The sequence below is a fragment of the Tenacibaculum aiptasiae genome (assembly GCF_008806755.1).
GTDB classification, from domain to species: domain Bacteria; phylum Bacteroidota; class Bacteroidia; order Flavobacteriales; family Flavobacteriaceae; genus Polaribacter; species Polaribacter aiptasiae.
Window position 1 is genome coordinate 15,276 of sequence record NZ_WAAU01000012.1, and the last position, 23,202, is coordinate 38,477.

Sequence of the window (23,202 nt, forward strand, 5' to 3'; positions counted from 1 at the left end):
TTGAAGATTCTTTATCTCAAAAAAGCATTGATAAGAGCTTAAAATGAAGATTATAAAAGTTTGTTTAATGATGCTATTCTTTCTCTTAAATAAACGATTTGTTGTGCCTTATTTTTAGGTAAGGTAAAACCTTTCATTTTATAATTTAACTTTTCTGAAAATGCTCTTTCAACAATATTTACTTCTTTCACTATAATTTGTAAGCTTTCTTCATCAGATTTCCCTACAATTCCATGTATATCATAAGATCTTGAATCAAACTTAGGTTTCGTAGACTTTTCCATATTGGCCTTTAAACCAATTAATTCTTTACGTAAATTAGTTATTACTTTAGCTTCTCCAAACTTTGTTTTTGCTCCTCTGCAAGCTGAAGGAGTACAACCAGAAGTAGCAGCTGTTCCTTTTACTTCTTTACAAGAAGTTTTTTTATTCTTTGTATTATCTTTAGTACAAGTAACTTCATCGCTCTTCTTTTCTCCACAACATGAAGATTGAGCTATAGCATTGGTACTAAATAACATTCCTATTACAAATAAGGAAAACAACATAATTGATTTAATTCTTAGTCTCATAATTTTAGTTTTAATTATCTCTCATTCCTTAAGAGATCTTGTTTATAAATGATGTACAAAGTAAAAGAAGAACTCGCCCTATTTGAGTTATAGCGAGGTTATATCAGGTTAAGACGAGGTTAAAATTTAAGACTCAGAAAAAATTATATATACATTTGTTACTGTGAAAAACAAAAAATTATATTGGTTTATAGCTGTTGCTTTTATTCTTTTGATTAGTCTATTAATCAACCAATTACTTTATGTTTATAACGCAGCTATAACACAACAAGAATATTTTAATCAAAAAGCAGAAATTATTTTAGATAGCATCGTTTCCAAAGTTTCTGACGATTACGATGTATGTAAAACTGTTAAAGAAGCTTTTAACACCAACGATAAAGAGTCTTGCTTTAAAACTTCAAATAGCCATTGCAGTAGAGAGTTTAAATCTAAAAAAGAATGGCATAGTGTAGACTCTATTATTAAAACTGAATTAATCGCTAATAATTTAGACTTAAATTATAAATTTGATTTTTGTCAGATTTCTACACCCCCCAATAATAAAAACACCTACACTAAAAAACTAGACCAAACTATTAATAGATCTGGTTTGGCAATGCAATTGGAGTTTCCTTCCAAATCAAATTTTTTATTTAAACAAATCAGTCCTGTATTTATCTCTTCTGTTTTAATTATCTTATTTATTAGTGTGGTTATTGTTTACCTTTTTCATCATTATAAAAAAGAAAAAAGAAATGCTGAAAAAACTAAGGAATTTTTAAATAACATGACTCATGAGTTTAAAACTCCTATTGCTAATATTGCTTTTGCTAATAATTTTTTAAAGCGTAAATCTGAAAACATAAGTCCTGAAAATATTAGAAAATATACTGAAATTATTGATTTTGAAAGCAAAAAAATCATGATTAGCAGTGAAGATATTCTTGAATTAGCGAAACAAGAATATAATTTTTCAAAACTAAAATTGAACTCTGTTGATATTCATAAAATCATTTTTAACCTTCAAAAAAGCTTTAACTCTTCTAATCAGAACATAAATATATCTCTGAATTTAACAGCAGAAAACTTTATTATCAGAGGAAAAGAATCCTTTATTCAAAATGCTTTATCAAATATTCTAGACAATGCTATCAAATACTGCAAACAGCAACCTAATATTAGTATTTTAACAATAAATAAAGAGAAGCAATTAATTATTTCTATTAAAGATAATGGGATTGGGATTCCTAAAAAGGAAATCGATCTAATTTTTGAAAAATTTTATCGTATTTCTACTGGAAACTTACACGATGTAAAAGGTTTTGGACTAGGATTATCCTACGTAAAAATGGTCGTTGAACAAATGAATGGCACTATTGAATTACAAAGTAAAGTAAATGTAGGAACAACTTTTATAATTAAACTTCCTTTAGCATATGAGTAATAAAAAAAGAATTTTGTTAGTAGAAGATGATGTAAACCTTGGCTTTATGTTATTGGAATACCTAGAAGAAAATGGTTTTAATGTTAAGTTGTATAGAGATGGAGAATCTGGCTATAATGCATATACAAATGGTTATTATGACTTTTGTATTCTTGATCTAATGCTTCCAAAAATGGATGGTTTTACACTAGCAAAAAAGATAAGAAAACATAAAATTAAAACTCCTATTTTAATGCTTACGTCTAGATCAATGAATGAAGATAAATTAAAAGGTTTTAAAATTGGTATTGACGATTATGTAACCAAGCCCTTTAATGAAGAGGAACTTGTATGTAGAATTAATGCAATACTTAGTAGGTATGAAATAAATAAATCGCAGTTTGTAAAAGAATATACTATTGGTCAGTTTGTTTTTAACAGAGCTAATCTAAGTTTAAATGGTTTTAACGACTCTAAAAGACTTACCAAAAAAGAGGGGCAGATTTTAGCTTTATTATCTAACTCAAAAAACGAAATTGTTGAAAGGTCTGAAATACTAAACAATGTTTGGGGAGAAGACGATTATTTTACAGGACGAAGTTTGGATGTTTTTATTAGTAAACTGCGTAAATATTTTAAAGAAGACCCTTCTATATCTATAGAATCAATACCAAATGTTGGATTGATTCTTAAAGTTGAATAAAAAAATTCTCTTTCTTTAATTAACTACTAAATCACACGCTCATCTGCTTTATAAGCTCCACGACGATGTAATATCCATTGAGCTTCATCTAAAGGATTTACTCCTTTATATTCTCTAATCACTCCTTCTCCTTCTGGACAAGTATCGTAGCCATAAAATTGTAATCGTAGCCTTAATTTACCTCCTGTTATAGCATTAAGTTTAATGCTTAAATCTAAGGAAGTTGCTACAGGAATGGTTCCTTTTAAACTAAAAATATCGTCTTTAAACTCTGGAGAATCAAAAATAGCTCTTCGAGTACTTAATTCTGAAACTATTTTTCCTAATAAAGCTTCTTTTGCTTTGATTTCAAAACTTAAGATGGGTTCTAATAAATGAGTTCCTCCTGCCTGTAATCCCTTCATAATTCCCATAGGAGTCGCTAAATTAAAATCACCCGGTCTTGAATGTACATTATGATCCTCTCCTTTTATTAAGGTAATCTTTACATCGGTTACCTCCCACCCCAATATTCCTTGTGCTAATGCTTTTGGTATTGTTCGTTCTACTTCATTTTGATACTTAATATGCACATCGTTTTGAGATACAATAGAACTATAACTCACTCCTGAATTTAAAGGTGCTGGCTCAATTAAAAAAGTCATGATTGCCCAACAAGGTTTTGGCATCCAATACCTAATATAGCCTTCTGCTTTTGTACTAATTGTTTCTTTATATACTACTTGTGGCTCTGTAAAACTTGCTTTGATTGAAAACCTGTCTTTTAAAACATGTTCTAAAATTTCAATCTGCATTTGTCCCATTAACAACAACTGTAATTCTTTTTCTGCTTTAAACCATTTAAAATTTAAAGAAGGATCTTCTTTATCTATTTGTTGAAGTGCTTCAGCTAAACTATTGTAATCGGCTTTATTTTCTGGAACTACTTGAACACTTAGTACAGGAATATGTAATTGTGGAAGCTTAGGAATACCTTCTGGACTACCTAAAATATCTCCCGACTTTGTTCCTAAAACTCCAGTAATTACTCCTATATCTCCCGATTTTAAAACTACATTATCAATATACTTCGTGTGATGTAGTTGTTTGGTTTGATTAATTTTGGTTTCTAATTGCTGTGTATGGTTGTAAATTGTTGTTTTTGAAGATAATTCTCCCGAAAAAACTTTTACATGTGCCATGGTACCATACACCTTATGATGTTCTAACTTAAAAACAAAGGCTGACAACTCTTCTTTTGCTACTACTTTTGAAGTAGGACAATAAGTTATAATTCCATCTAATAAATCAGTTACTCCTATGTTATTTTTGGCTATTCCTGTAAATACTGGAACTATTTTTTGCTCTTTCGTTAGTTTAGAAATACTATTTAAATATTCTTCATCTGTTATAGCTTCTGAATTTAAAAAGCGCTCTAATAAATCTTCTTCTCCTTCTAAAATATGTTCTATCGATTTTTCTTTAACTGTTGTGTGAGCATCCGTATTAAAAACAGGAACGGTTGTAGCATTTGTCAGTCCATCGTTTTCTGAAGCATACAATACAACTGGTTTAATTTTTAAATCCTGCTCTAATTGCGCTAGGGTAGCTTCGGTATCTGCTCCTTGACGATCAATTTTATTAATAAAAATAATAGTCGGTATTTTCAATTCTTGCAAAGAATCCCAAATGTTTAGTGTATGCGCTTGTACTCCTTCAACTGCCGATACTACTAGTACTGCGGCATCTACTACACATAATGCTCGTTCTACTTCACTAGAAAAATCTACGTGGCCTGGTGTATCAATTAAATTGATTTTTGTTCCTTTCCACTCAAAAGAAGTAGTTGCTGCTTTTATAGAAATGCCACGTTCTTTTTCAAGCTCTAAACTATCAGTACTTGTCGAACCTTTATCTACACTCCCCAAAGTTCTAATGGCTCCTGAATTGTATAAAAAATGTTCAGTAAGCGTTGTTTTTCCTGCATCTACATGAGCCAATATCCCTATATTGATTGTTGGTTTTGTCATTATTTGGAGTGTTTTATCAACCTTTTTAATTAAATAGGTTCACTTGAAGTAATTACTACTATCTACTCTACAAACTTACTATATTTAATACTTCTTTGTAATAATGACTATCTTTTATTTCAAGCTGTATTTTAAATTAATTTTAAAAGTGATGTAGATCACTTCTTTTTTATTCTTAATTCCTCATTTTTGTTTTTTAATACTATTTGTAATGCATCCACTTAGACAACATATAGAAGAAATTATTTCTCTTTCTGATGATGAGTTTGACTTTGTTTTAAGTCATTTCGAACATACAAAGAAGCGTAAAAATCAATATATTTTACAAGAAGGCGAAATTGCTAATAAGGAATATTGGGTGCTTAAGGGATGTTTAAAAAGTTGTTTTTTTGATGACAATGGTAAAGAGCATATCTTACAATTTGGTATGGAAAACTGGTGGATTACTGATTATGAATCATTTATTAAACAAAGTCCTACCAAACTTTCTATTGATTGTATTGAAGATTCTGAACTCTTATATATTACTTATGAAAATAGAGAGAAACTAACCCAATCTATGCATAAAATGGAGCGATTTTGGGCTAAAAAAAGCAAATATGGTCGTATTGCTTTACAAAATAGAATATTATCTCTCTTAAAAAACTCGACTAAAGAACGTTACGAATTACTTTTAAAACAATACCCTAAACTTTTTCAACGAGTTCCTAAAAAACTAATCGCTGCCTATCTAGGTGTTTCAAGAGAAACCTTAAGTAGGTTAAAATCATAATTGTTTTAATGTGATGTTTATCACTCATTAATCGTGATTTACCTCCTATTAGACATCTCTGTTTTCATTGAATTTTGTACTGATATTAATTCACAAAATTTTAAAACATGAACATCTTAGAAAAAATTCAAAACAAGGAAATAGGTATTTTCATTCAAAGACTTAGTATAGGATTACTTATTCTTTTTCATGGTATCGCCAACACGAGTACTAACTATTCTTTTATCAAAAGTTTATTAAGTGGAATAGGATTACCTGAATTCATTGCTTATTTAGTTTTTATTGGAGAAATCGTTGCCCCCATTCTTATTCTTATTGGTTTTAGAGCTAGACTTGCTAGTTTTATTCTAGCTTTCAATATGCTTATTGCCATTTTAATGGCACATGCTTCTGATATTTTTGCTCTGAATAAATATGGTGGTTGGGCTATAGAACTACAAGCCTTATTTCTATTTGGAGCTACCTCTATTATATTCTTAGGAGCTGGTAAACACGCTATTTCTACAAGTTCTAAATGGGACTAATTATTATTTCAATTACAACATATTAATCTTAATTCATAAAAACATGCCATATATTAATTTTAGAATCACCGACGAAAATGTAACTCAAAAACAAAAAAGACTTTTAATTGAAGGAGCTACCCAATTGGTTGTAGATATTTTAAATAAGAAACCAGAAACCACTCATATAGTTATTGATGAAGTTCCTATGGGGAATTGGGGCTATAATGGGAAACAGTACTTAGGTAGTAAAAAGGAGTAAAGTTAGTAGGAAGTAATGGCTTGAGCTATGATTATACTAACACATTACTTCCTCTACTTCTTAGTTTAGCTTTTCTATGGTTATTGTTTTTTTAGTAAAGAAGAAGATTCTATTTTCAATCTGATCTATGATAAAATCATCCTGATCTTCGTTTAACTTGGTTACTAGTTTTTCATCTCCACTATCAACAAACAATCGTATTATTTTTTTGGTATCATCCTTATCATTAGCTACAGTTACCAATAAACTGTTGTTATTCTCTTGCCCTTTTTTATAACGACTAAATATTTGCATTAAACTCGAATTGAAGTCCATAACATTCAATTTCGTTAATTTTCCTAATGTTCCTTCGTAAGATTGATAGGTTCCATATACATCAGAAGCCATCGTACTCAAAAAACCTAGGTCTTTTGTAACTAATACGTTTTTAAATGTTTGGTTTAATTGACTTCCAACAAAACCAATAGCTGCTGTATACACACCTAGACCATCTTGTACAAATCCAAAAGCTTTTTCAAAAAATGATCGGTGCTGATTTGATGGATATTCTCTTTCGTAAATTAAGTTCCCTTTAAAATCGAACAGGTAAAACTTATTATCGCAATGCATAAAATATCCTTTTTCACGAATATCTAAATCTGGAATTTGTCCTTTAAAATTAAACTTGAATGATGATTTTGGTAAAGAATCATTGATATTAAACACGTACAACTCATTTTCGTTATACACAGGAAACTGTTGCTTTTTTTGGTCGTACCAAATTCTAAAAAAATGCTTTTTCAACCTTAAGTTTCTTACAATAAATCCTTCATCGTTTAAGGCGATTTCTTTATCCAAAGCTTTCCCAGTAAATAAATCAATAATATTTGCCTTAGAAGGTGTTATGTATAACACTTTTTCTCCTTCATTAAATAAATGTATTGGATTTTCATTAGGCATTAATGAAATTCTTACAGACTTTTTCCACTGCTTTTTCCCTTTTGTGTTAACAAAATTCAATTCCTTTTCTTGAACTACTAAATATCCTTTTTCTATTGGAACTATCTTTCTTATTAAGGGTAATAGCTCAGGTTTTTCCCATTGCTTTTGGCCTAAACTATCTATTACATTAAATCCTTTAGATGTAATAACCACCATTTTTTCATTATCAACAATCGTATTCTTTATGTTACCTACAACTTTTATAGGGGTTTCCCATACAGGTTCCATAGAATTGGTATGTTTAGCAAAAATTGCAGTTTCTTCGTTTAGCTTTTTTAAAGCTATCTTATCTGTAAACACAAAGACTCCATCTTTTTCTCTATTCATCTCTATAGTATTCACATCCTTTTGGTGAAATACTATTTCTCCAGTAAGCTTATTTATTTTTAGGAGCTGTTTATTATGTAACCAAAAAATATCACCATGCTTATCTAACATTATTTTTTCAGTGTCTAGAAAAGCTTCTTTAACTGCCTTGAAAAAACCACTTTTAGTTAAATCATTTTCCCAAATAAGTTTTCCATTATCGTAATTGTAAAGAGCCAATACTACTTTCTTCTTTTTTAATCCATTAACCAAAATAGCATCCTGCTCTGGTATTAATAATGTTTTATTTACTGCTTTAAATCCGTGTTTTTCTGAGTTAAAAAGTATTTTACCATTGATACTATTTAAGATAATTCTAGAAACACCTTTTGTTCCAAATGCATTGGATAATAGTTTAGAGCTTATTAAAGGATCTTTTTCAAAAATAATGATAGGTGTAAAAGGAATTTCTTTATACGAATCCATATCTACCTTCTTCAACTCCTTATTTTCCCATGCTACTTTCTTACTTTCAGGATTGACTGCTAAAACTTCTTTCTTTGTTTTTACTATCAGCATCCCAGTATTAGAGTTGATTACTTTTCCTTTTATTTTAGCTTTCGTAGTTATTACTTCCTGAGCTATAGAAGATTGGATACTAAAAATAAATAAGAGAATAATTACTTTTTTCATATTATATAAACTGAATATTTTGTGCTGTTAAACTGCCAACTACTACTAACTGCGCATTAAAAATACATATAATTAGCAGTTAACAACACTTTTATAATTAATGAAACTAAAAAAATTAATTGTTGCTATAGAACTTTATAAAATCCTATACTTATATTTCTTTTAAAGCTTTTAAAGTTTTATTGTCTTATTTAAAAACTGCAATTTCTCAACACTTCTTAAGGTATTTTTACCATCTCTTGATGATGTTATATCAATCACTGTAATTTCTCCATCTTCATCAATTACCTCATAATCTTCATAATTACCTGAAAACAGAACTGTATTAATTCCTTTATTTCCTGTGATGTCATTATCTAATTCATTTACCACAACATTAGTATTATTAGTACCTAATAGCGTAATATCTTTCAAATACTGTGAATGATGTGTATAAGGTATTCCTTCATTAAATTTTAGAGAAAAGTTCCCTTCAAATCCCTTATCTATTCTTGCATTATAGGTTAAATATGGATGGAAGAAGCTATTTTTCATCAACTCATAGGCTACAGGGTCTTTCTCTTTTAAATCCTTTCTTTCTTTTGGAGCATAGAATCCCCACATTCCTCCTTCTCTTTTCTTAAACGCTCCCCATAAACCATAATAAGTATCAATTACTGATGCTAAATACTCTTGCGACAAACTATTTTCTGCACTAATTTCTTCTAACCATCCTTTCATTCTTTCGTCATTTGCCCATAGTTTCTTCTCTAATCCATTTACTTGAGCAGCTCTAATTTCCTTTTGAAATTCTGGGGCAGCACCTGGCAATGTATTATTCTTTCCGTCTACCCCAATTCCATTATCATGTACAAAGTGTAATATCTCTTCATAAGCAGCATCCCTGTGCTTATAATTCTGATTTACATACCATGGATGTCCTTCTACTTGTATTTCGTTTTTATACAATGGTTGCGCATTTACTTTTACATCATTTGTTCCATCATCTTGTCCATTCATTAAAGCTAATACCGCGTTATTTTCAGTCATCTTATTAGCTATTTCACCTTTATTTTCTCCAAATTTAGAACCAGGATAGTCTTTTAAATAATGCTCTAAAATACCTCTACATCTCACCGCTTGCTCATCGGTTACATCATCTTGAATTACAATATGAATTGGTTTTCCATTAGGTGCCATTACCTTGGTATATCTGTCAAAGTGTTTTTGATAGGCTTTCCCTAAACTACTAGGAATTACTTCTATACCTAACTCAGTATTAAAAACTCTTTTTATCGGTTCGTTTTTCGATACTTCTTTTTCTTTATTAATCGCACAACTTTGTATCAGTATTGCTACGAACAATAACAACTGACTTATTTTTATTGAATTTTTCATTACTATTTTTATTGTATTACATAATTTACTTTTGCTACTTCTCCTAACCTAAAATATCCTAGTACTTCCTCATTTGAATCGGTGATATTTTTACAATTTCCTTTTAACTGTGCTGGTGTAGATGTAAATGGTCCTCCAGAACTAGACTGTTGTACTAAAAGGTTTATATAATTATAATACTGCTTAGATATTCCGTATAAACTTATATTTAAGGTGCTTCCAACAACAAAATCTTTATTCTCATATTCCATAAAGTTTTGATTCCCATTAGTAAAACTATCGCTAATAGGATCCAATACGGGTACAGGCTCAGTAGCTGTTAAAAATTCTCCCAAATAATGATTCTCTTCATTTTCAGGATCATCAAAATAAATAGTTACTTCTTTATCTGTGGTACTATCTCCCTTGTCTGTTGTCTGCTCTACCTTTTTAATATCAACAACTGACATTAACGTTTCTGTAGCTTCATAAGTCTTAGAATTATAGATAATTTCTAATTTATAAGTATCATTAACTACTGGTACAAAAGAATTCGTAGTATACCTTCCATTTCCTTGATCACTAAACACAAACTCAGCATTACTGTTGGTATTAATTACTTTTACCTGAGCTCCTGTTGCTGGCACATCCTTATTTGTATCAAAAAAGGCTGTTGATGTTCTTAATATTATGGTTTGATTTTCACCTAAAGTTCCTTTGGTCCAATTTATAGAAGCTTCTACCACTAATCTTGGTCCTGCATTGGGTACTGTAACGTTTATAACTTCAGTACAGGATACATGAAAGCATATTAGAATTAGAAACATGCTTATTTGCTTATATATTTTTTTCATTTTCTTAAAATTTAAAGTTATAACTCACCGCTGGCATAATTCCGAAAATAGAAGTTCGAGTCGCCTCATTTGCTCCTGTATCTAAGTTTTGACCAAAAGCTATTGATGCAGCGTTTCTACGATTGTATAAATTATAGATACCGAATACCCATTCTCCTTTCCATCTTCTATTTTTATTTTTTCTTGGAGTTAATGTTGCTGAAATATCTAATCTATGGTAAGCTGGTAATCTGCTCGCATTTCTACTTGAATAGGTTGCTGTTGAAATTCCGTTATAAATGAATTGTCCGTTAGGATATGTTACAGGACGCCCCGTTTGGAAAGCAAAATTAGCACCAAAGCTCCATTTATCATTAAGCTTGTAGTTTCCTGTTATTGACACATCATGCGTTCTATCGTAAGCAGTCTTATACCAGTTTCCATTATTAATTCCTAAGCCTCCAGCTTTTCCACCTTCTGTTTTTTGTTCAGCTTTTGACAGTGTATAAGCTACCCAACCTGTAAAATTTCCTTTGTTTTTTCTGAACAATAATTCCAAACCATACGATCTAGATTTACCTGTTAAGATTTCAGTTTCTATATTATTTTGAGCAATTAAATCAGCTCCATTGATATAGTCTACTCTATTTTTTACAGTTTTATAATAGGCCTCAGCTTCTAGTGAATACTCATTATCATTAATATTTCTAAAGTATCCTACTGCGTATTGATCTGCCAATTGTGGCTTTAAAAACTTTCCACTTGGCGCCCAAACATCTAACGGAGTTGCTGATGTTGTGTTGGATATTAAATGTAAATACTGTGCTGTTTTATTATAGCTCGCTTTTACCGACGATTTTTCATTTAATTTATACGACAATGCTAACCTAGGTTCGAAGTTTCCAAATGATTCAATTACTTGACCTTTTTTGTAAGCAATTTCTCCTATACTATTGGCTCTTTCATAAATTCCTAAGGCTTGATTATAAACTACTGGTGTATTGTTTGCATATTCACGTAAAGTTTGATCTCCTAGTCTCATAAAATTACTATATCGTATTCCATATTGAGCAGTTAACTTATCCGAAATCTTATGTTCTAAACTCGCATAAACACCCGTTTCTAAAGCAAACTTATTGTCTAATTTTCGCGGATTTACTCCCGATGACGGTGTTAATGGATTCAATCGTCCTGGATTGAAATCGTAGTAAATACCACTGACACCAAACTTGAATTTATAGTTATTGTTCAAATAATATCCGACATCATACTTTAGATTGTAATTTTTAATATCCGACTTCCAATCTATTCCTGATGCGTTTATTTGTAAATTATAGTTGTACTTACTGTAGATTAATGATAGGTTAGAAAATAGCTTATCGTTAAATAAATGATTCCAACGTAAGTTTCCAGTTAAATTTCCATAAGAGTTTTTAAAAGAGCTTCCGAAACCAATATCATCATTTCCAAAATATCCTGATAAATACAGCTTGTTATTATCGTTAATCTTATAATTAGTTTTAAAGTTGATATCGTAAAACTTAGTCGTGTTGTTTTTAAACTCTTCAGAAAGTTTTAAAAACAAGTGTGCATATGATCCTCTACCTGATATTAAAAACGACCCTCTATCTTTAATAGTAGGTCCTTCAACAGTTAATCTGCTCGATATAAAACCGATTCCCCCAGACAGTTTTATATTTTTACTATTACCGTCTTTCTGACGAATATCTAACACAGAAGATACTCTTCCTCCAAATCGAGCAGGAATTCCTCCTTTGTATAACTTGATATCTTTTACAGCATCGGCATTAAAAACTGAAAAAAAGCCAAATAAATGCGATGAATTATAAATGATTGCTTCATCTAACAATACCAAATTTTGATCTTCAGCTCCTCCTCTTACATTAAAACCAGAGGCTCCTTCTCCCGAATTGGTTACACCTGGTAATAACTGTATAGATTTAATAACGTCTACTTCTCCTAATACAGCTGGTATTTTTTTGATGGCTTTTGCCGATAATTTTGCCACACTCATTTGTGGTGTTCTTAAATTAACACGTTTTGTTTCTCCTGAGTTGATAACAACTTCATCTAATTGTCCTGCATCTTCTTCTAGTTCTGTATTGAATTTAATATTCTGATTCAATACTATTTTTTTAGAGACTGTTTTATATCCTAAATAAGATACTTCTAATACATAGGTTCCTTTGGGAGCTGTTATCGAGTAAAACCCATACTCATTGGTTATGGTTCCTATACTAGTTCCTTGTAATAATACGGTTGCTCCTAATAGTGTTTCTCCATTTGCATGATCTTTAAGAGTACCGCTTACGGTAAACTTTTCTTGAGCATATCCCACCGACAAATAAAGAAGGATTATTAAGTTTAAAAAAGTGTGTTTCATGTACGTTCATTTTATTTTGCAAAAGAACGCAGTGATGTCTTAATATATTCTTAAAACGGGGTTCGTATGGGTTCGTTTAAGCTTAATCGAACTCTTTTAGTGTTTGTTCGTACTGCTTAGGAGTCATGCCTTCTACAGCTTTAAAAGCACTATAAAAAGTTGACTTTGAAGAGAATCCAACCTCTTGAGCTAGTCCAAAAACCGATAATTGCTTGGATTTGGTAGATTTCATGCTTTTTTTAAACTCTTCCACTCTAAAATGGTTTATAAAGTGATAAAAAGTAGTTTTTGAATGCAATTTGATGAGTGTAGAGATTCTATTTTCCTTCATTTCTAAACTCAATGCCAAATCTCTTAAAGTGATATTTTGCTTTGCATACAATCTTTTTTCTTGGATGGTTTCTTTTAAATAATCGTATTCCTTTTGACTTTCAACTAAAGTATCTTCTTGTTTAATCTCTTTTACTTTATCCTTGGTAATATCTACAACATCATTAAGTATTTCTGGTTGAGAAAAACCATTGTATCCAATCCAATATACCATAGCAAATATGATAATTGAAGGAATGCTATTATTTATTGGAATTAAGTTTTCTAAAATAAAAGTAGCATGCAACAATAGTATAAAGTAGATTAAACTCTTTAACCATGTAAGTGTTTTTTGTTCAATATTAGAATAATAATTATTTACCTTTTTCTTATGATCTTTCAATATCTTAAATACGTAGATTACCAATGCTAAATTGAATACATAAAAGATCTTAAATACTTCCATTTCATTATTCTCTTTATCATAATTTCCAAAGAGCAATAATATATTCATTAAAATACCGGGAACAAATAAAAGCCAATACCATTTTTTAAATGGCTTATTAACGGTTTTAATTAGATAGAGAAATAAAAACACTAGGATAAATAATACCACTTCGAAAGTTGTTTCGAGCTTACTCAAAAAATTATCACCTTCAATCTCTGTTAGTTGCATATAAGACAAGCTCCATAAAAACAACCCAAGAAATATGTTTCCTTTTTTATTTTTAAAATGTGCCGATAAAAATAGTAGTCCTATCATAAATGATGCTCCTATAGTTATCGTATTTATTAGTGTACTAAAACTTCCCATTGGCGCAATTTACGTTTTAAAAAAATATTCTTGCATAAATTTAAAAGAGATTATCCCACAGATAACTACTCTTTCCATCTAGGTTTATTTCTAAATTTTAACTGTTAAAAACCAACTTTTATACTAAGCTTAACATTTTATCAATATTTTAAAAATCACCTTTGTTTTCTTTTATATTAACCCCCAATTGCTATGCATTCTTTCAAAAAATATATTGAAAGGTTTATCAATTTTAAGGATGATTAATTCTATTTAGCTTTCGTTTTTTCCCTTCTACAAAAAACAAATTATGGTGTATACCATATTCACCTAAGCTATAAAAGAATTAAACATGTATAATGTTTGTAAACCAGAATCAGAAATTCTAAAAAAATATATTTCTGAGTTCACGCTCCTTAAAAAAGAAAATTTTAAACCTATAAATTACCTTGCGTTCCCCCACAACAATAGTGCTATTGTTTTTCTATCAAAAGCAACCGTAAGCTACAATGATTATAAAATAACGGTAAGTCAAGATCCAAATAACGTACAATCTGTCGTTGCACTAGGAAAATATTTACATCCTGTCCATTTATTTTATTTAGATGCTGTGGATGAAATTTGTATCAATTTCACGCCCACTGGATTGAACTATTTTTTCAAACAAAACTTTGAACAAATTGCAGGAAAACCTTTCCAATTTGTGGACAATAACATTTGGACTCGCTTTTCTCTAAAACTGTACAGTCACCCTAAAGAAAAAAGAATTAAAGTGCTCGAAGACTTTCTCTTATCGCAATTGCAGAAGAAGGATTTAAGCACTATTGAGCAAATAATTAGCATTTTAAAAAGTGATTTGTCTATTAAAATCAAAGACTTGGCGGCTAAAGCACATGTATCGCAAAGAACAGTTAATCGTTTATTTCATACTTACTTGGGATGTTCTCCTTCAGCATTCAAAAAAATACAACGCTTTAGAAATGCCATCGCTATGAAAAACAAGGACAATTCATTAACAGAAGTTTCTCTATTAAATGAATATTATGATTCTGCTCATTTTAACCATGAATTCCAAGAACTTACTAATACAAACCCAACATCATTCTTCAATAAACTATCAAAAGTTGGCGATAAAAAATTCCCATACATTTTTAAATAATGTCCGTTTTATACAATTTTTCATTTTCTTTTTTTTAGAATTTTGCTGGACAAAAATTTAAGTAAAAGGATAGCATTCCCCCTATTTAACTAAGTAAAAACAAAAAAAAGTTAAACATCTATGATTAGTAAAAAGAAAAAGCTTACCGCTATTATTTGTTCATTCGTTTTGTTCCTAATAATACAATCGTGTAGTAGCGATAGTACGGGGAATTTAGTTGAGAATGACACCACGCCCCCTGTAATCAAATCATTTACAGTAAATGATATTAGTAATGATAAAATTAAGAACCCAATAGTTATTAGTAATACTATTGAAATTGATGCCACGATTACCGATAATGTAGAAGTAAGCAATGTAGAAATTTTTATCGACGATATTAAAGTTACCAATACTACCAAAGCACCTTTTGAGTTTGATATTAATGTTTCAAATTACGAATCGGGAGATCATACATTAAAAATCAAAGCTCATGATGCCGCTGGAAATACAGCTATTTCAGATGCTATTCCGTTTATTATAGACAATGATTTACCTTCTATTACAGAAGTTTCTATTAAAGAAGCATCTATTATTAAGGGTACAAATACGCTAACCTTTAAAGTAAGTGATGATAACGGTATTAATAATGTAGCAGTGCTTTTTGACAATACACCGATTGCCAACATAACAGATGGAAAGTATAAAGTTAACTTACATACTACCAATGTAACCGATGGTAAGCATACTATAGAAATTATTGCGACCGATTCTAATAACAATGTATCTAAAAAACTAATTAATTTTACCTCTGATAATTCAGGGCCTAAGATTACCATTACAGCAATTAACGAAGGAAAAGTAATCTCTGAGGTTATTCAATTTTCGCCGAAAGTTGTCGATGAATTTTCTCAAATCGCATCCTTTGAAGTACTGTACAACAACAAACGTATTCAATATTTTGACAACGGAACTATCAACTCTTTTGATTTTGATCCAAATACTTATGCTACAGGAAATGGAGTCTTTAAATTTATAGCAAAAGACGCTTTAGATAATACAAGTGAACTCGTTATCAATACCAAGATAGAACACATTCAGGCACTCATAACTCTTAAAATACCTGCGGATTATTTTGCTTCAAATATTGCAAAGTCTTGGGTGTTTGCTTCAAAACCTGACGGAAGCCCTATCAACACAGTTAAAATAGAAGCTGGTACTACAGAAGTAACCTTAAACTCTACAGAAGCATTTAGTGCAACAGATGAGTTTATGCTAACTTTTTTCGATGTGTTAACTAATGGAGCTAACAGAATTTCTACCATTCAGAATTTAACTATAAATGCTCCTGGTATTATGGAAGTACCTTCTAAAAATCCATATACAAAAGATTCTGAAGAAACTTATGAATTGAAGAATTTTACAGCAAATCACAATATTTATTCTGAAGGAATCGATTATAAAGGTAGAAAACTAGGAAATACGCAGTTTAAGGTAGACTATTTAGCTCCTAATAAAACAAACCGTATGTATTTCTATTCGTATAATATTGCTGATCCTGCAAACAGTTATACTTATCAGTTTGTAAACAGTCCTGTAAACAACGGATTTAAAGTAAATAGTACCGATTTTGATAACCAAAACATAAGTGTAAAACAATTTACTTTAAAGGATTATTTACCGGGTGCAGACCTTAGACCTGTATTAACCATCCAAGGCTTTGAAAATCAGAATGATTATACAAACAATGTGTATCACCAAATATTTAACGCCAAACTAGGGAGTAGCACTTTGGGAACAAATAAACCAAACAACTATCCTTTAAATACCGACTTTGACATGTACAGACACCGTTTGGTTTCTAGAAATTATATTACAGAAAGAAAAGGAACTCCCTTAGCTAATTTTGAAAAGCCTAATTGGAATGTAAAATACAACACTATTACTGGAAATACAGTTAAAATTACTAGCAATGGAGCCTCACATAATGTTGGTAGACTGTGGTTAAAAAACAAAACCTCTATAGGTGCTACCTACGATTATAGTTGGACTTTTGTATACGATAGTCAAAAAAACAGTAATGAAGTTATCATACCTACGTTACCAGAAGCCTTAAAGAACTTAGATTTTTATAACTATAGTGAAAACACATTTTGGCAAATAAAACAAGTAGAGCTGACTCGTTATGATAACATTGCTACTTATGAAGACTATGTAAGCAAGGTTATTAAAAACAACAATCCTTATTATAAATCTTCAGATTTTGTAGAATCTGTATATCATGTAATTAATTATAAAGAGTACCCCGTATATTTAAAAGACTTATTCAATTAAGCAACAGAGAAGGCAGCTAGTATTTAGCTGCCTTTTTTATTAGTACTTCACCTAATCTGCTAAATTTAAACTTTCATCTTTCCTATTCAATTTGTATTTGCTAAATTGGATGTTTAAAACAAATTAGCTATGATTATGAGAATACTTATCACTTTATTATTATTTACATCACTCACAAATAATAATGAATTTGACAAAAAGGTTTTGCCATATTCAATTGTTACTTCAAAAGCAGATTTAATTGTTGAAGGACAAATAGATGAAATTAATTACGGAAAATATCACTTTGGAATATCAGATTTTATTAAAGGAAAGGATGATAATACAATCATCGTAAATAAATGGAAACAATGGATGTGTGATACTAGACCTTTAAAATACAAGACTGGACAAAAACTTATCTTGTTCTTAAAAAAGGGAAATACGAAGTAATAAATGGAAGTACTGGTGAGTTAATTATAAATGATGATGATAGTATAGTACGCTATAAGTATCAAGCTTTACCCAATAAATTAATCGTAAAAGAAGGAATAAAAATGCTCATGAAATCAATTAAATATAAAGGCAAAATCTATTCACAAGGAAAGTTTAAGTTTTTAGTAAGTCAATCTGAATACGAAAGATATAGGAACAAAAATGCGTTTTATTACAAGGTTACAAGAGGATTAAAATATGAATAAATTATAAGGAATATAATCTAGGTACTAACAATATAAAAAATGAACTTACTTTAAAACTTGGATTAGGTAAGTTTTTATTGATACGAATTCAATAATAATAAAACGTAGACAATTCAAAAATGAAAAATCATCAAATAATTTTTGAAAAAACTCATTCTTTACTACAAAAATGTTTCGGAGATAAATTAAGTATTCATGTTGATAATTGTGCTGATGGATATACTGAAACACACCTTTCTGTTTCTGAGTATGACATATGGATATCTTGTGATGACAAAGAAATAATTTTAGGACATGGGGCAAACCATAAGCATTTGAATCCCGAGTATGATGATATTTATAAAGGGATTTCTGAATTCTTTGATGTACTCACTAAACGTAAAAGAGTTACTAAACTTTACAAAGGAAATACTTGTTTTAGTATTAAAACTGAAATTGAAATAGATACAGGGAAATATAAAACTTTAGGAACTTCTACTTTTTTGTTTTATCCATTTTGGAAAAAAACAACTAAACAAGTAGAAATAGAAGAGAGAATTATTGAGTTAAAAGAGTTCCAAAAACAGATTGAAGAAATAAAGAACTATGCACAACAATAGCTACAATTTATAAAGATATACTAATCACTATTAAAAAAATGAAAAAACAAACAGCTATTGAATTCTACAAATCTCTAGAAAAACAATTTCCAAGAATTCAAAAATTACAGGTATTAGAAGGAATCGATATTGAAGAAGAAAGTATTGAAAATTCAAGATGGGCAGGAAACGATAACTACGTAAGTCAATATAAAAACGAGTATATCAATTCGTTCCTACTATTAGAAAAGCTGATTTTAGAAAAATTAAAAACTGATGCATCTTCTCCTAAATTATTGGGATTATAAAAACAATATACAATAAGATTAATAAGTAATAGTAATTTCAGTTAAAAACATAAGGTTCATGAATAAAAAAAATGCTACTACTCATAAACTATCCATTCCTTTAGCAATATTTAAAAACAACGAAAGCTACTGCACAAATTTATTACCTGTCTTTTCTTAATCCATTTACCCCAATCATCCTGCACTTTCCTATCCTTTAAAAATACGGGTAATACTACTTCCAAAAATCATCAGTAAACTTCTCTGACATAAAAAGCTTGAGAAAATCATATCCATTTTTATACTATATTCGAAATCTCAAAAATTTAGTGAATATTTTAAGTTTTATAAAACACAAAAAAGTTAAGCATATACTTAAACTAAGTGCAATTTAAAATCAATTATGTTATGAAAAACAAACTATTATTACTTCTTTTTATACTAATAACTTTAGCATCATGCTCTATAAATGATGAAAATATAGTATTACCTGAATCAGAATTTAGCGAACACGAAATTAATGTTATTGAGTATTTTAAAGAGGTGGCTTTAGGTTTTGAATTTGGGAATGCAAGTAAAATAACTCGAAAGTGGAATTCAGATCTTAATATATTTATTGGAGGAGAAAAAAACAAGGAGTTAATAACTGAATTAGAAAAAATAATAAAAGAAATCAATGAATTGGTTACTGATGGTTTTAAAATAAATATTGTAAACGATTCTTCTCAATCTAATTATTATATTTTCTTTGGAAGTGGGTATGAATATGCTCAGTTATATCCAAGTCAGGTTAATTTGGTTGAATCTAATTGGGGACTATTTTCTGTTTCTAGGAATAGTCAAAATCAATTAATAAAAGGAAAAATGTATGTCGATATTTATAGAGCTAATCTAGTTGAACAGAAACATCTTTTACGTGAAGAGTTAACACAATCACTTGGATTAGCTAGAGATTCAAAAAAGTATCCAGAGAGCATTTTTCAATCAGAATGGACAACTACAAATAAATATGCTTTAATCGATAGAGATTTAATCAGATTATTGTATCATCCAGACATGAGCGTTGGACTTACTGAAACTCAAGTTGATAAAGTTTTAAAGGAAATCTTAAGAAATGAATAAAAACACTTAAAAGTTCCGTATACACATAAGCTTCAGTAATATAAAAAACTCTCTCAAAATTAAAAAAGACTTGAATGATTTGTAAGAATTGTGATCAAGAATTTAGTGGTAACTTCTGCAATAACTGTGGGCAAAAATCTAGTACCGATAGAATTAATTACAACTACTTAATTAATGAAATATTGAACACTGTTTTTCAAGTAAATCATGGAATACTTTTCTCAATTAAAGAATTATCAATTAGACCAGGATATAGTATTAGAGAATTTTTAAATGGAAAAAGAAAAAAACATTTTAAACCGATAGCCTTTATTTTATTAACGTCTACATTATATGTACTGACAACATTCTTAATAGATGAAAAAACATTTTTAGGAAATGCATTTTCAGGAGCAACAAGAGCATTAAGTGATAATAATTTAGAAAAATCAATAACCGCTAATATTTTAAATTGGTTGTCTAATAATTTTGGATATTCTTCTTTATTCCTTCTACCCTTTTTTTCATTTGCATCATATATTTCTTTTATCAATCAAAAATATAACTTCTTTGAGCATTTAATTTTAAACTGTTACATAACTGGACAACAAACACTAATTTATTTAGCTTTTGAGATAATCTTTTTTATACTTAAAATTGACGGATATTACACGCAAGCTGTTCCGTTTTTTATTGCAATATTATTTGTGTTTTGGACTTTTAATCAATTTTTTGAAACCAAAAAAACATTTTCGAAAATACTGTTTACTTCTATTACTTATATTTTATATGTTATTGGAACTACGTTTTTCTTTTTGATATTTGGAATTATTGAAATTATTATTAGAGAATAAAATGCTCCCCTCCTATTACAATACAAATTATACTTCTCGCGAAACCTTCAGCTAGATTCGCAGATAAAAAACTTAAGAAAACCATATTCTTTTTTATACTATATTCGAAAACTAAAAAATTGTGAATATTTTAAGTTTTATTAAAACACCTAAAAATTCCGCTTATAAACAAATTGCAAACAATTAAAATCACCTATGAGAAAATTTTTGACTTTATTATTTTTAGTTTCTTTAAGTTCATCTGTATTCGGACAGACTTTAACTGAAAAAGACGTATATGGAAAATGGAAAGTAGCAAAACTGATTAAAAAACCAACAAACCCTCAATTTGTTCCTTTGATAAATGGATTTGAAAACGCAACTTTTGCTTTTAAGCAAAACGGAAATTTTAAACTTACCACAACATCAAAATCTCAATTATTTGGAATGATAACAGAAATGACTGATGGAACTAAATGGAAACTTGAACAAAAAAGTCAATACCTAAAAATCGGAAATGAAAAGGATAGGTATTCTATAATGGGCATATTAATCAAAGAAATTAATGGTAAAATAATATTTCACTTAGACGAAAGTGGAATTAAAATGGAAATGAAAAAAACAGAATAAAAACTGTTTGCAAAAACGTATAAACGTAATTACGACGGAATCAACTATGTTCGAATCCTCTCGGAATTATTAAATACAGTCCTTAACCAAAAAACAATAATTTAAAATCCATAACTGACGGCTACGGCTATACGAGACCGTTGCTACTAATTTATAAAAAGACTAAATGAACAAAACATTAATATTAATATTTTAATTTTTTCTACACTTCAAGGACAAACTATACCTGAAAAGATTGCTATAAATACTTGTAAATACCTAGATGCTATAGACGATATAAAAATTCTTCAGGATAGTATCAGGGGAAGTATTGTAAAATCAATGGCAGATGTAATGATGAAGGGAACTTTAGAGGAAAGAAAGCAAATAGCAACGGTACAAGGCATCAGGGGAACAATAAAAGCGGCATATGACATACTTCCAAGCTATTGTTATAATGTAAGGAGGTTGATAATTGAAAATAAGAAAACTAAATTTTACGGTTTATCGGGTAATTTGGAAGCTAATAAATACTTCGATAAAGGAAATGAATATTTAGAATCTGGAAAATTTAAGAAAGCAATAAAAGAATTTAAATCTTCTATTAAATTCGACCCAAATTTTGTTTACGCAATTGACCATCTAGCAATTTCATATAGAAGGCAGGAAGATTACAAAAGTGCTATAAAATATTATAAAAAATCACTAGAAATATTCCCTGAAGGTAATGTAGCTTTATTAAACATAGCTGTTTGTTATTCTAATCTAAAAGATGACGAAAACTCTATAAAAAATTATGCTGAATTAAAATTTCTTTATCCAAATGACCCAGAAGGCTACTTTGGTTTGGCAAAAATGCAATTGATTAATGAAGATTATGAAAATGCATTGGACAATTTATTCATAGCTCATAAAATATATATAGAAACCGATTCTGAATTTCAAAAAGACAGTCAAAAGTTATTTGAATTTATAAGTGCTAAATTGGAAGAATTAGGAAAATCAGAATTGATTGAAAGAAAAGCTAAAGAAAACAATATAACAATTAAGGGATAAAACTACTGGCAACAATGACTACAAGCAATTGCTTGTTCTCTACTACTTCTGAAAATTACTCACTCCAAATAAAATAAACTTATGGCAGATATTCTTGCACCCCAAAACGAAGGAAAACCACAAAAGAACAAGATAAAATTAGTCTTATCTATCGGAATAACAATTCTGAATATAGTACTTTATATCGTTGCAGGAAACACAAATATTAAATATCCTGGAAATACGGAAGGTCCATCCTTAATATCACAATTGATTAATTTTTATATCGGATTTATTTTTATAAGTGTAATTCTAGGATTAATAATTGCTTTTATACCAAACAAAAAACTGAAATATTTAGAAAGATTAATTCATTCTACTTTAACTATATATTTTCTCCTGAATATTCTTCTATTAATTTTGACAATTAGGAGTATAATTTTATTTTCATTTTAACATTTATAACAAGTTTATAACTGGCTACAACAACGTGTATAATTCATTACTAGTACTAGCCTACTTACGAAAATCCACTCGGATTTTCTATTCAGTTTATATTTACTAAATTAAACGCTTAAACCACACAACTAATCTTATACAAACATCCAAAGCGCCTCTACAAACTCCTTATCTACCTTTTTTTAGGTTATTTTAGTCCCATTACTCACTTATTCTTTAACAATACTAGTTATACCCCTTGTAAAAT

21 protein-coding genes are annotated in these 23,202 nt (G+C 29.4%); 14 read left to right on the top strand and 7 right to left on the bottom strand.

The annotated features are described in order from the left end of the window. Window positions 1-50: 50 nt before the first annotated feature. Window positions 51-572 carry a hypothetical protein gene (locus F7018_RS07870; protein WP_150899497.1) on the bottom strand — a complete coding sequence of 174 codons (522 nt, stop codon included), beginning with the start codon at window positions 570-572 and terminating at the stop codon, window positions 51-53. A 163-nt stretch (window positions 573-735) separates the two neighbouring features. On the opposite strand from F7018_RS07870, the gene F7018_RS07875 reads away from it, so the two are divergent. Together F7018_RS07875 and F7018_RS07880 are read left to right on the top strand one after the other, a co-directional pair. Further along, the gene (locus tag F7018_RS07875) at window positions 736-1,998 is read left to right on the top strand and encodes a sensor histidine kinase (RefSeq protein ID WP_150899498.1); all 1,263 of its coding nucleotides are present in this window, start codon (window positions 736-738) and stop codon (window positions 1,996-1,998) included. Then, entirely contained in the window at window positions 1,991-2,680 is a 690-nt protein-coding gene (locus tag F7018_RS07880; RefSeq protein ID WP_150899499.1) for a response regulator transcription factor, read from the top strand. Before F7018_RS07875 ends, F7018_RS07880 begins: the two co-directional genes overlap by 8 nt. A 26-nt stretch (window positions 2,681-2,706) precedes the next feature. On the opposite strand, the gene F7018_RS07885 is transcribed toward F7018_RS07880, so the two are convergent. Beyond that, window positions 2,707-4,689: a GTP-binding protein gene (locus F7018_RS07885; RefSeq protein WP_150899500.1), complete on the bottom strand. Its 1,983-nt coding sequence runs from the start codon at window positions 4,687-4,689 to the stop codon at window positions 2,707-2,709. Window positions 4,690-4,900: 211 nt separating this feature from the next. Here F7018_RS07885 and F7018_RS07890 point away from each other — a divergent pair, with 211 nt between their 5' ends. The 3 genes from F7018_RS07890 to F7018_RS07900 all read left to right on the top strand — a co-directional run bounded on the left by F7018_RS07890 (window position 4,901) and on the right by F7018_RS07900 (window position 6,226). Beyond that, window positions 4,901-5,461 carry a Crp/Fnr family transcriptional regulator gene (locus F7018_RS07890; protein WP_150899501.1) on the top strand — a complete coding sequence of 187 codons (561 nt, stop codon included), beginning with the start codon at window positions 4,901-4,903 and terminating at the stop codon, window positions 5,459-5,461. 107 nt (window positions 5,462-5,568) lie between these two features. Further along, window positions 5,569-5,985 carry a DoxX family protein gene (locus F7018_RS07895; RefSeq protein ID WP_150899502.1) on the top strand — a complete coding sequence of 139 codons (417 nt, stop codon included), beginning with the start codon at window positions 5,569-5,571 and terminating at the stop codon, window positions 5,983-5,985. 43 nt (window positions 5,986-6,028) lie between these two features. After that, entirely contained in the window at window positions 6,029-6,226 is a 198-nt protein-coding gene (locus F7018_RS07900; protein ID WP_150899503.1) for a tautomerase family protein, read from the top strand. Between the two features lie 60 nt (window positions 6,227-6,286). On the opposite strand, the gene F7018_RS07905 is transcribed toward F7018_RS07900, so the two are convergent. The 5 genes from F7018_RS07905 to F7018_RS07925 all read right to left on the bottom strand — a co-directional run bounded on the left by F7018_RS07905 (window position 6,287) and on the right by F7018_RS07925 (window position 13,922). Next, window positions 6,287-8,206 (bottom strand): hypothetical protein, encoded by a 1,920-nt coding sequence (locus tag F7018_RS07905; protein ID WP_150899504.1) that lies wholly within the window; start codon window positions 8,204-8,206, stop codon window positions 6,287-6,289. A 171-nt stretch (window positions 8,207-8,377) separates the two neighbouring features. Continuing rightward, complete coding sequence (locus F7018_RS07910) at window positions 8,378-9,583, bottom strand: hypothetical protein (RefSeq protein ID WP_150899505.1); 1,206 nt, start codon at window positions 9,581-9,583, stop codon at window positions 8,378-8,380. Between the two features lie 8 nt (window positions 9,584-9,591). Continuing rightward, a complete protein-coding gene (locus tag F7018_RS07915) occupies window positions 9,592-10,416 on the bottom strand; it encodes a DUF4249 domain-containing protein (RefSeq protein ID WP_150899506.1) in 825 nt (274 codons plus the stop codon). A gap of 4 nt (window positions 10,417-10,420) precedes the next feature. Beyond that, window positions 10,421-12,799: a TonB-dependent receptor gene (locus tag F7018_RS07920; RefSeq protein ID WP_150899507.1), complete on the bottom strand. Its 2,379-nt coding sequence runs from the start codon at window positions 12,797-12,799 to the stop codon at window positions 10,421-10,423. A gap of 82 nt (window positions 12,800-12,881) precedes the next feature. Further along, entirely contained in the window at window positions 12,882-13,922 is a 1,041-nt protein-coding gene (locus F7018_RS07925; RefSeq protein ID WP_150899508.1) for a helix-turn-helix domain-containing protein, read from the bottom strand. 331 nt (window positions 13,923-14,253) lie between these two features. On the opposite strand from F7018_RS07925, the gene F7018_RS07930 reads away from it, so the two are divergent. From F7018_RS07930 to F7018_RS07970, 9 genes are all read left to right on the top strand, one after another. After that, window positions 14,254-15,060, top strand: a complete 807-nt coding sequence (locus F7018_RS07930) for a helix-turn-helix domain-containing protein (RefSeq protein WP_150899509.1) — start codon at window positions 14,254-14,256, stop codon at window positions 15,058-15,060. A gap of 120 nt (window positions 15,061-15,180) precedes the next feature. Then, complete coding sequence (locus F7018_RS07935) at window positions 15,181-17,373, top strand: Ig-like domain-containing protein (protein WP_150899510.1); 2,193 nt, start codon at window positions 15,181-15,183, stop codon at window positions 17,371-17,373. Window positions 17,374-17,502: 129 nt separating this feature from the next. Continuing rightward, window positions 17,503-17,805 carry a hypothetical protein gene (locus F7018_RS07940; protein ID WP_150899511.1) on the top strand — a complete coding sequence of 101 codons (303 nt, stop codon included), beginning with the start codon at window positions 17,503-17,505 and terminating at the stop codon, window positions 17,803-17,805. A gap of 367 nt (window positions 17,806-18,172) precedes the next feature. After that, on the top strand, window positions 18,173-18,652 hold the full coding sequence (locus F7018_RS07945) for a hypothetical protein (protein ID WP_150899512.1): 480 nt from the start codon (window positions 18,173-18,175) through the stop codon (window positions 18,650-18,652). Between the two features lie 38 nt (window positions 18,653-18,690). Beyond that, entirely contained in the window at window positions 18,691-18,939 is a 249-nt protein-coding gene (locus tag F7018_RS07950; RefSeq protein WP_150899513.1) for a hypothetical protein, read from the top strand. A 387-nt stretch (window positions 18,940-19,326) separates the two neighbouring features. Next, a complete protein-coding gene (locus F7018_RS07955) occupies window positions 19,327-20,040 on the top strand; it encodes a DUF2927 domain-containing protein (protein WP_150899514.1) in 714 nt (237 codons plus the stop codon). 74 nt (window positions 20,041-20,114) lie between these two features. After that, window positions 20,115-20,873, top strand: coding sequence for a DUF3667 domain-containing protein (locus F7018_RS07960; protein WP_150899515.1), 759 nt, complete (start codon window positions 20,115-20,117; stop codon window positions 20,871-20,873). Window positions 20,874-21,068: 195 nt separating this feature from the next. Then, window positions 21,069-21,482 carry a hypothetical protein gene (locus tag F7018_RS07965; RefSeq protein WP_150899516.1) on the top strand — a complete coding sequence of 138 codons (414 nt, stop codon included), beginning with the start codon at window positions 21,069-21,071 and terminating at the stop codon, window positions 21,480-21,482. Between the two features lie 321 nt (window positions 21,483-21,803). After that, a complete protein-coding gene (locus tag F7018_RS07970; RefSeq protein ID WP_150899517.1) occupies window positions 21,804-22,517 on the top strand; it encodes a tetratricopeptide repeat protein in 714 nt (237 codons plus the stop codon). Window positions 22,518-23,202: the final 685 nt, after the last annotated feature.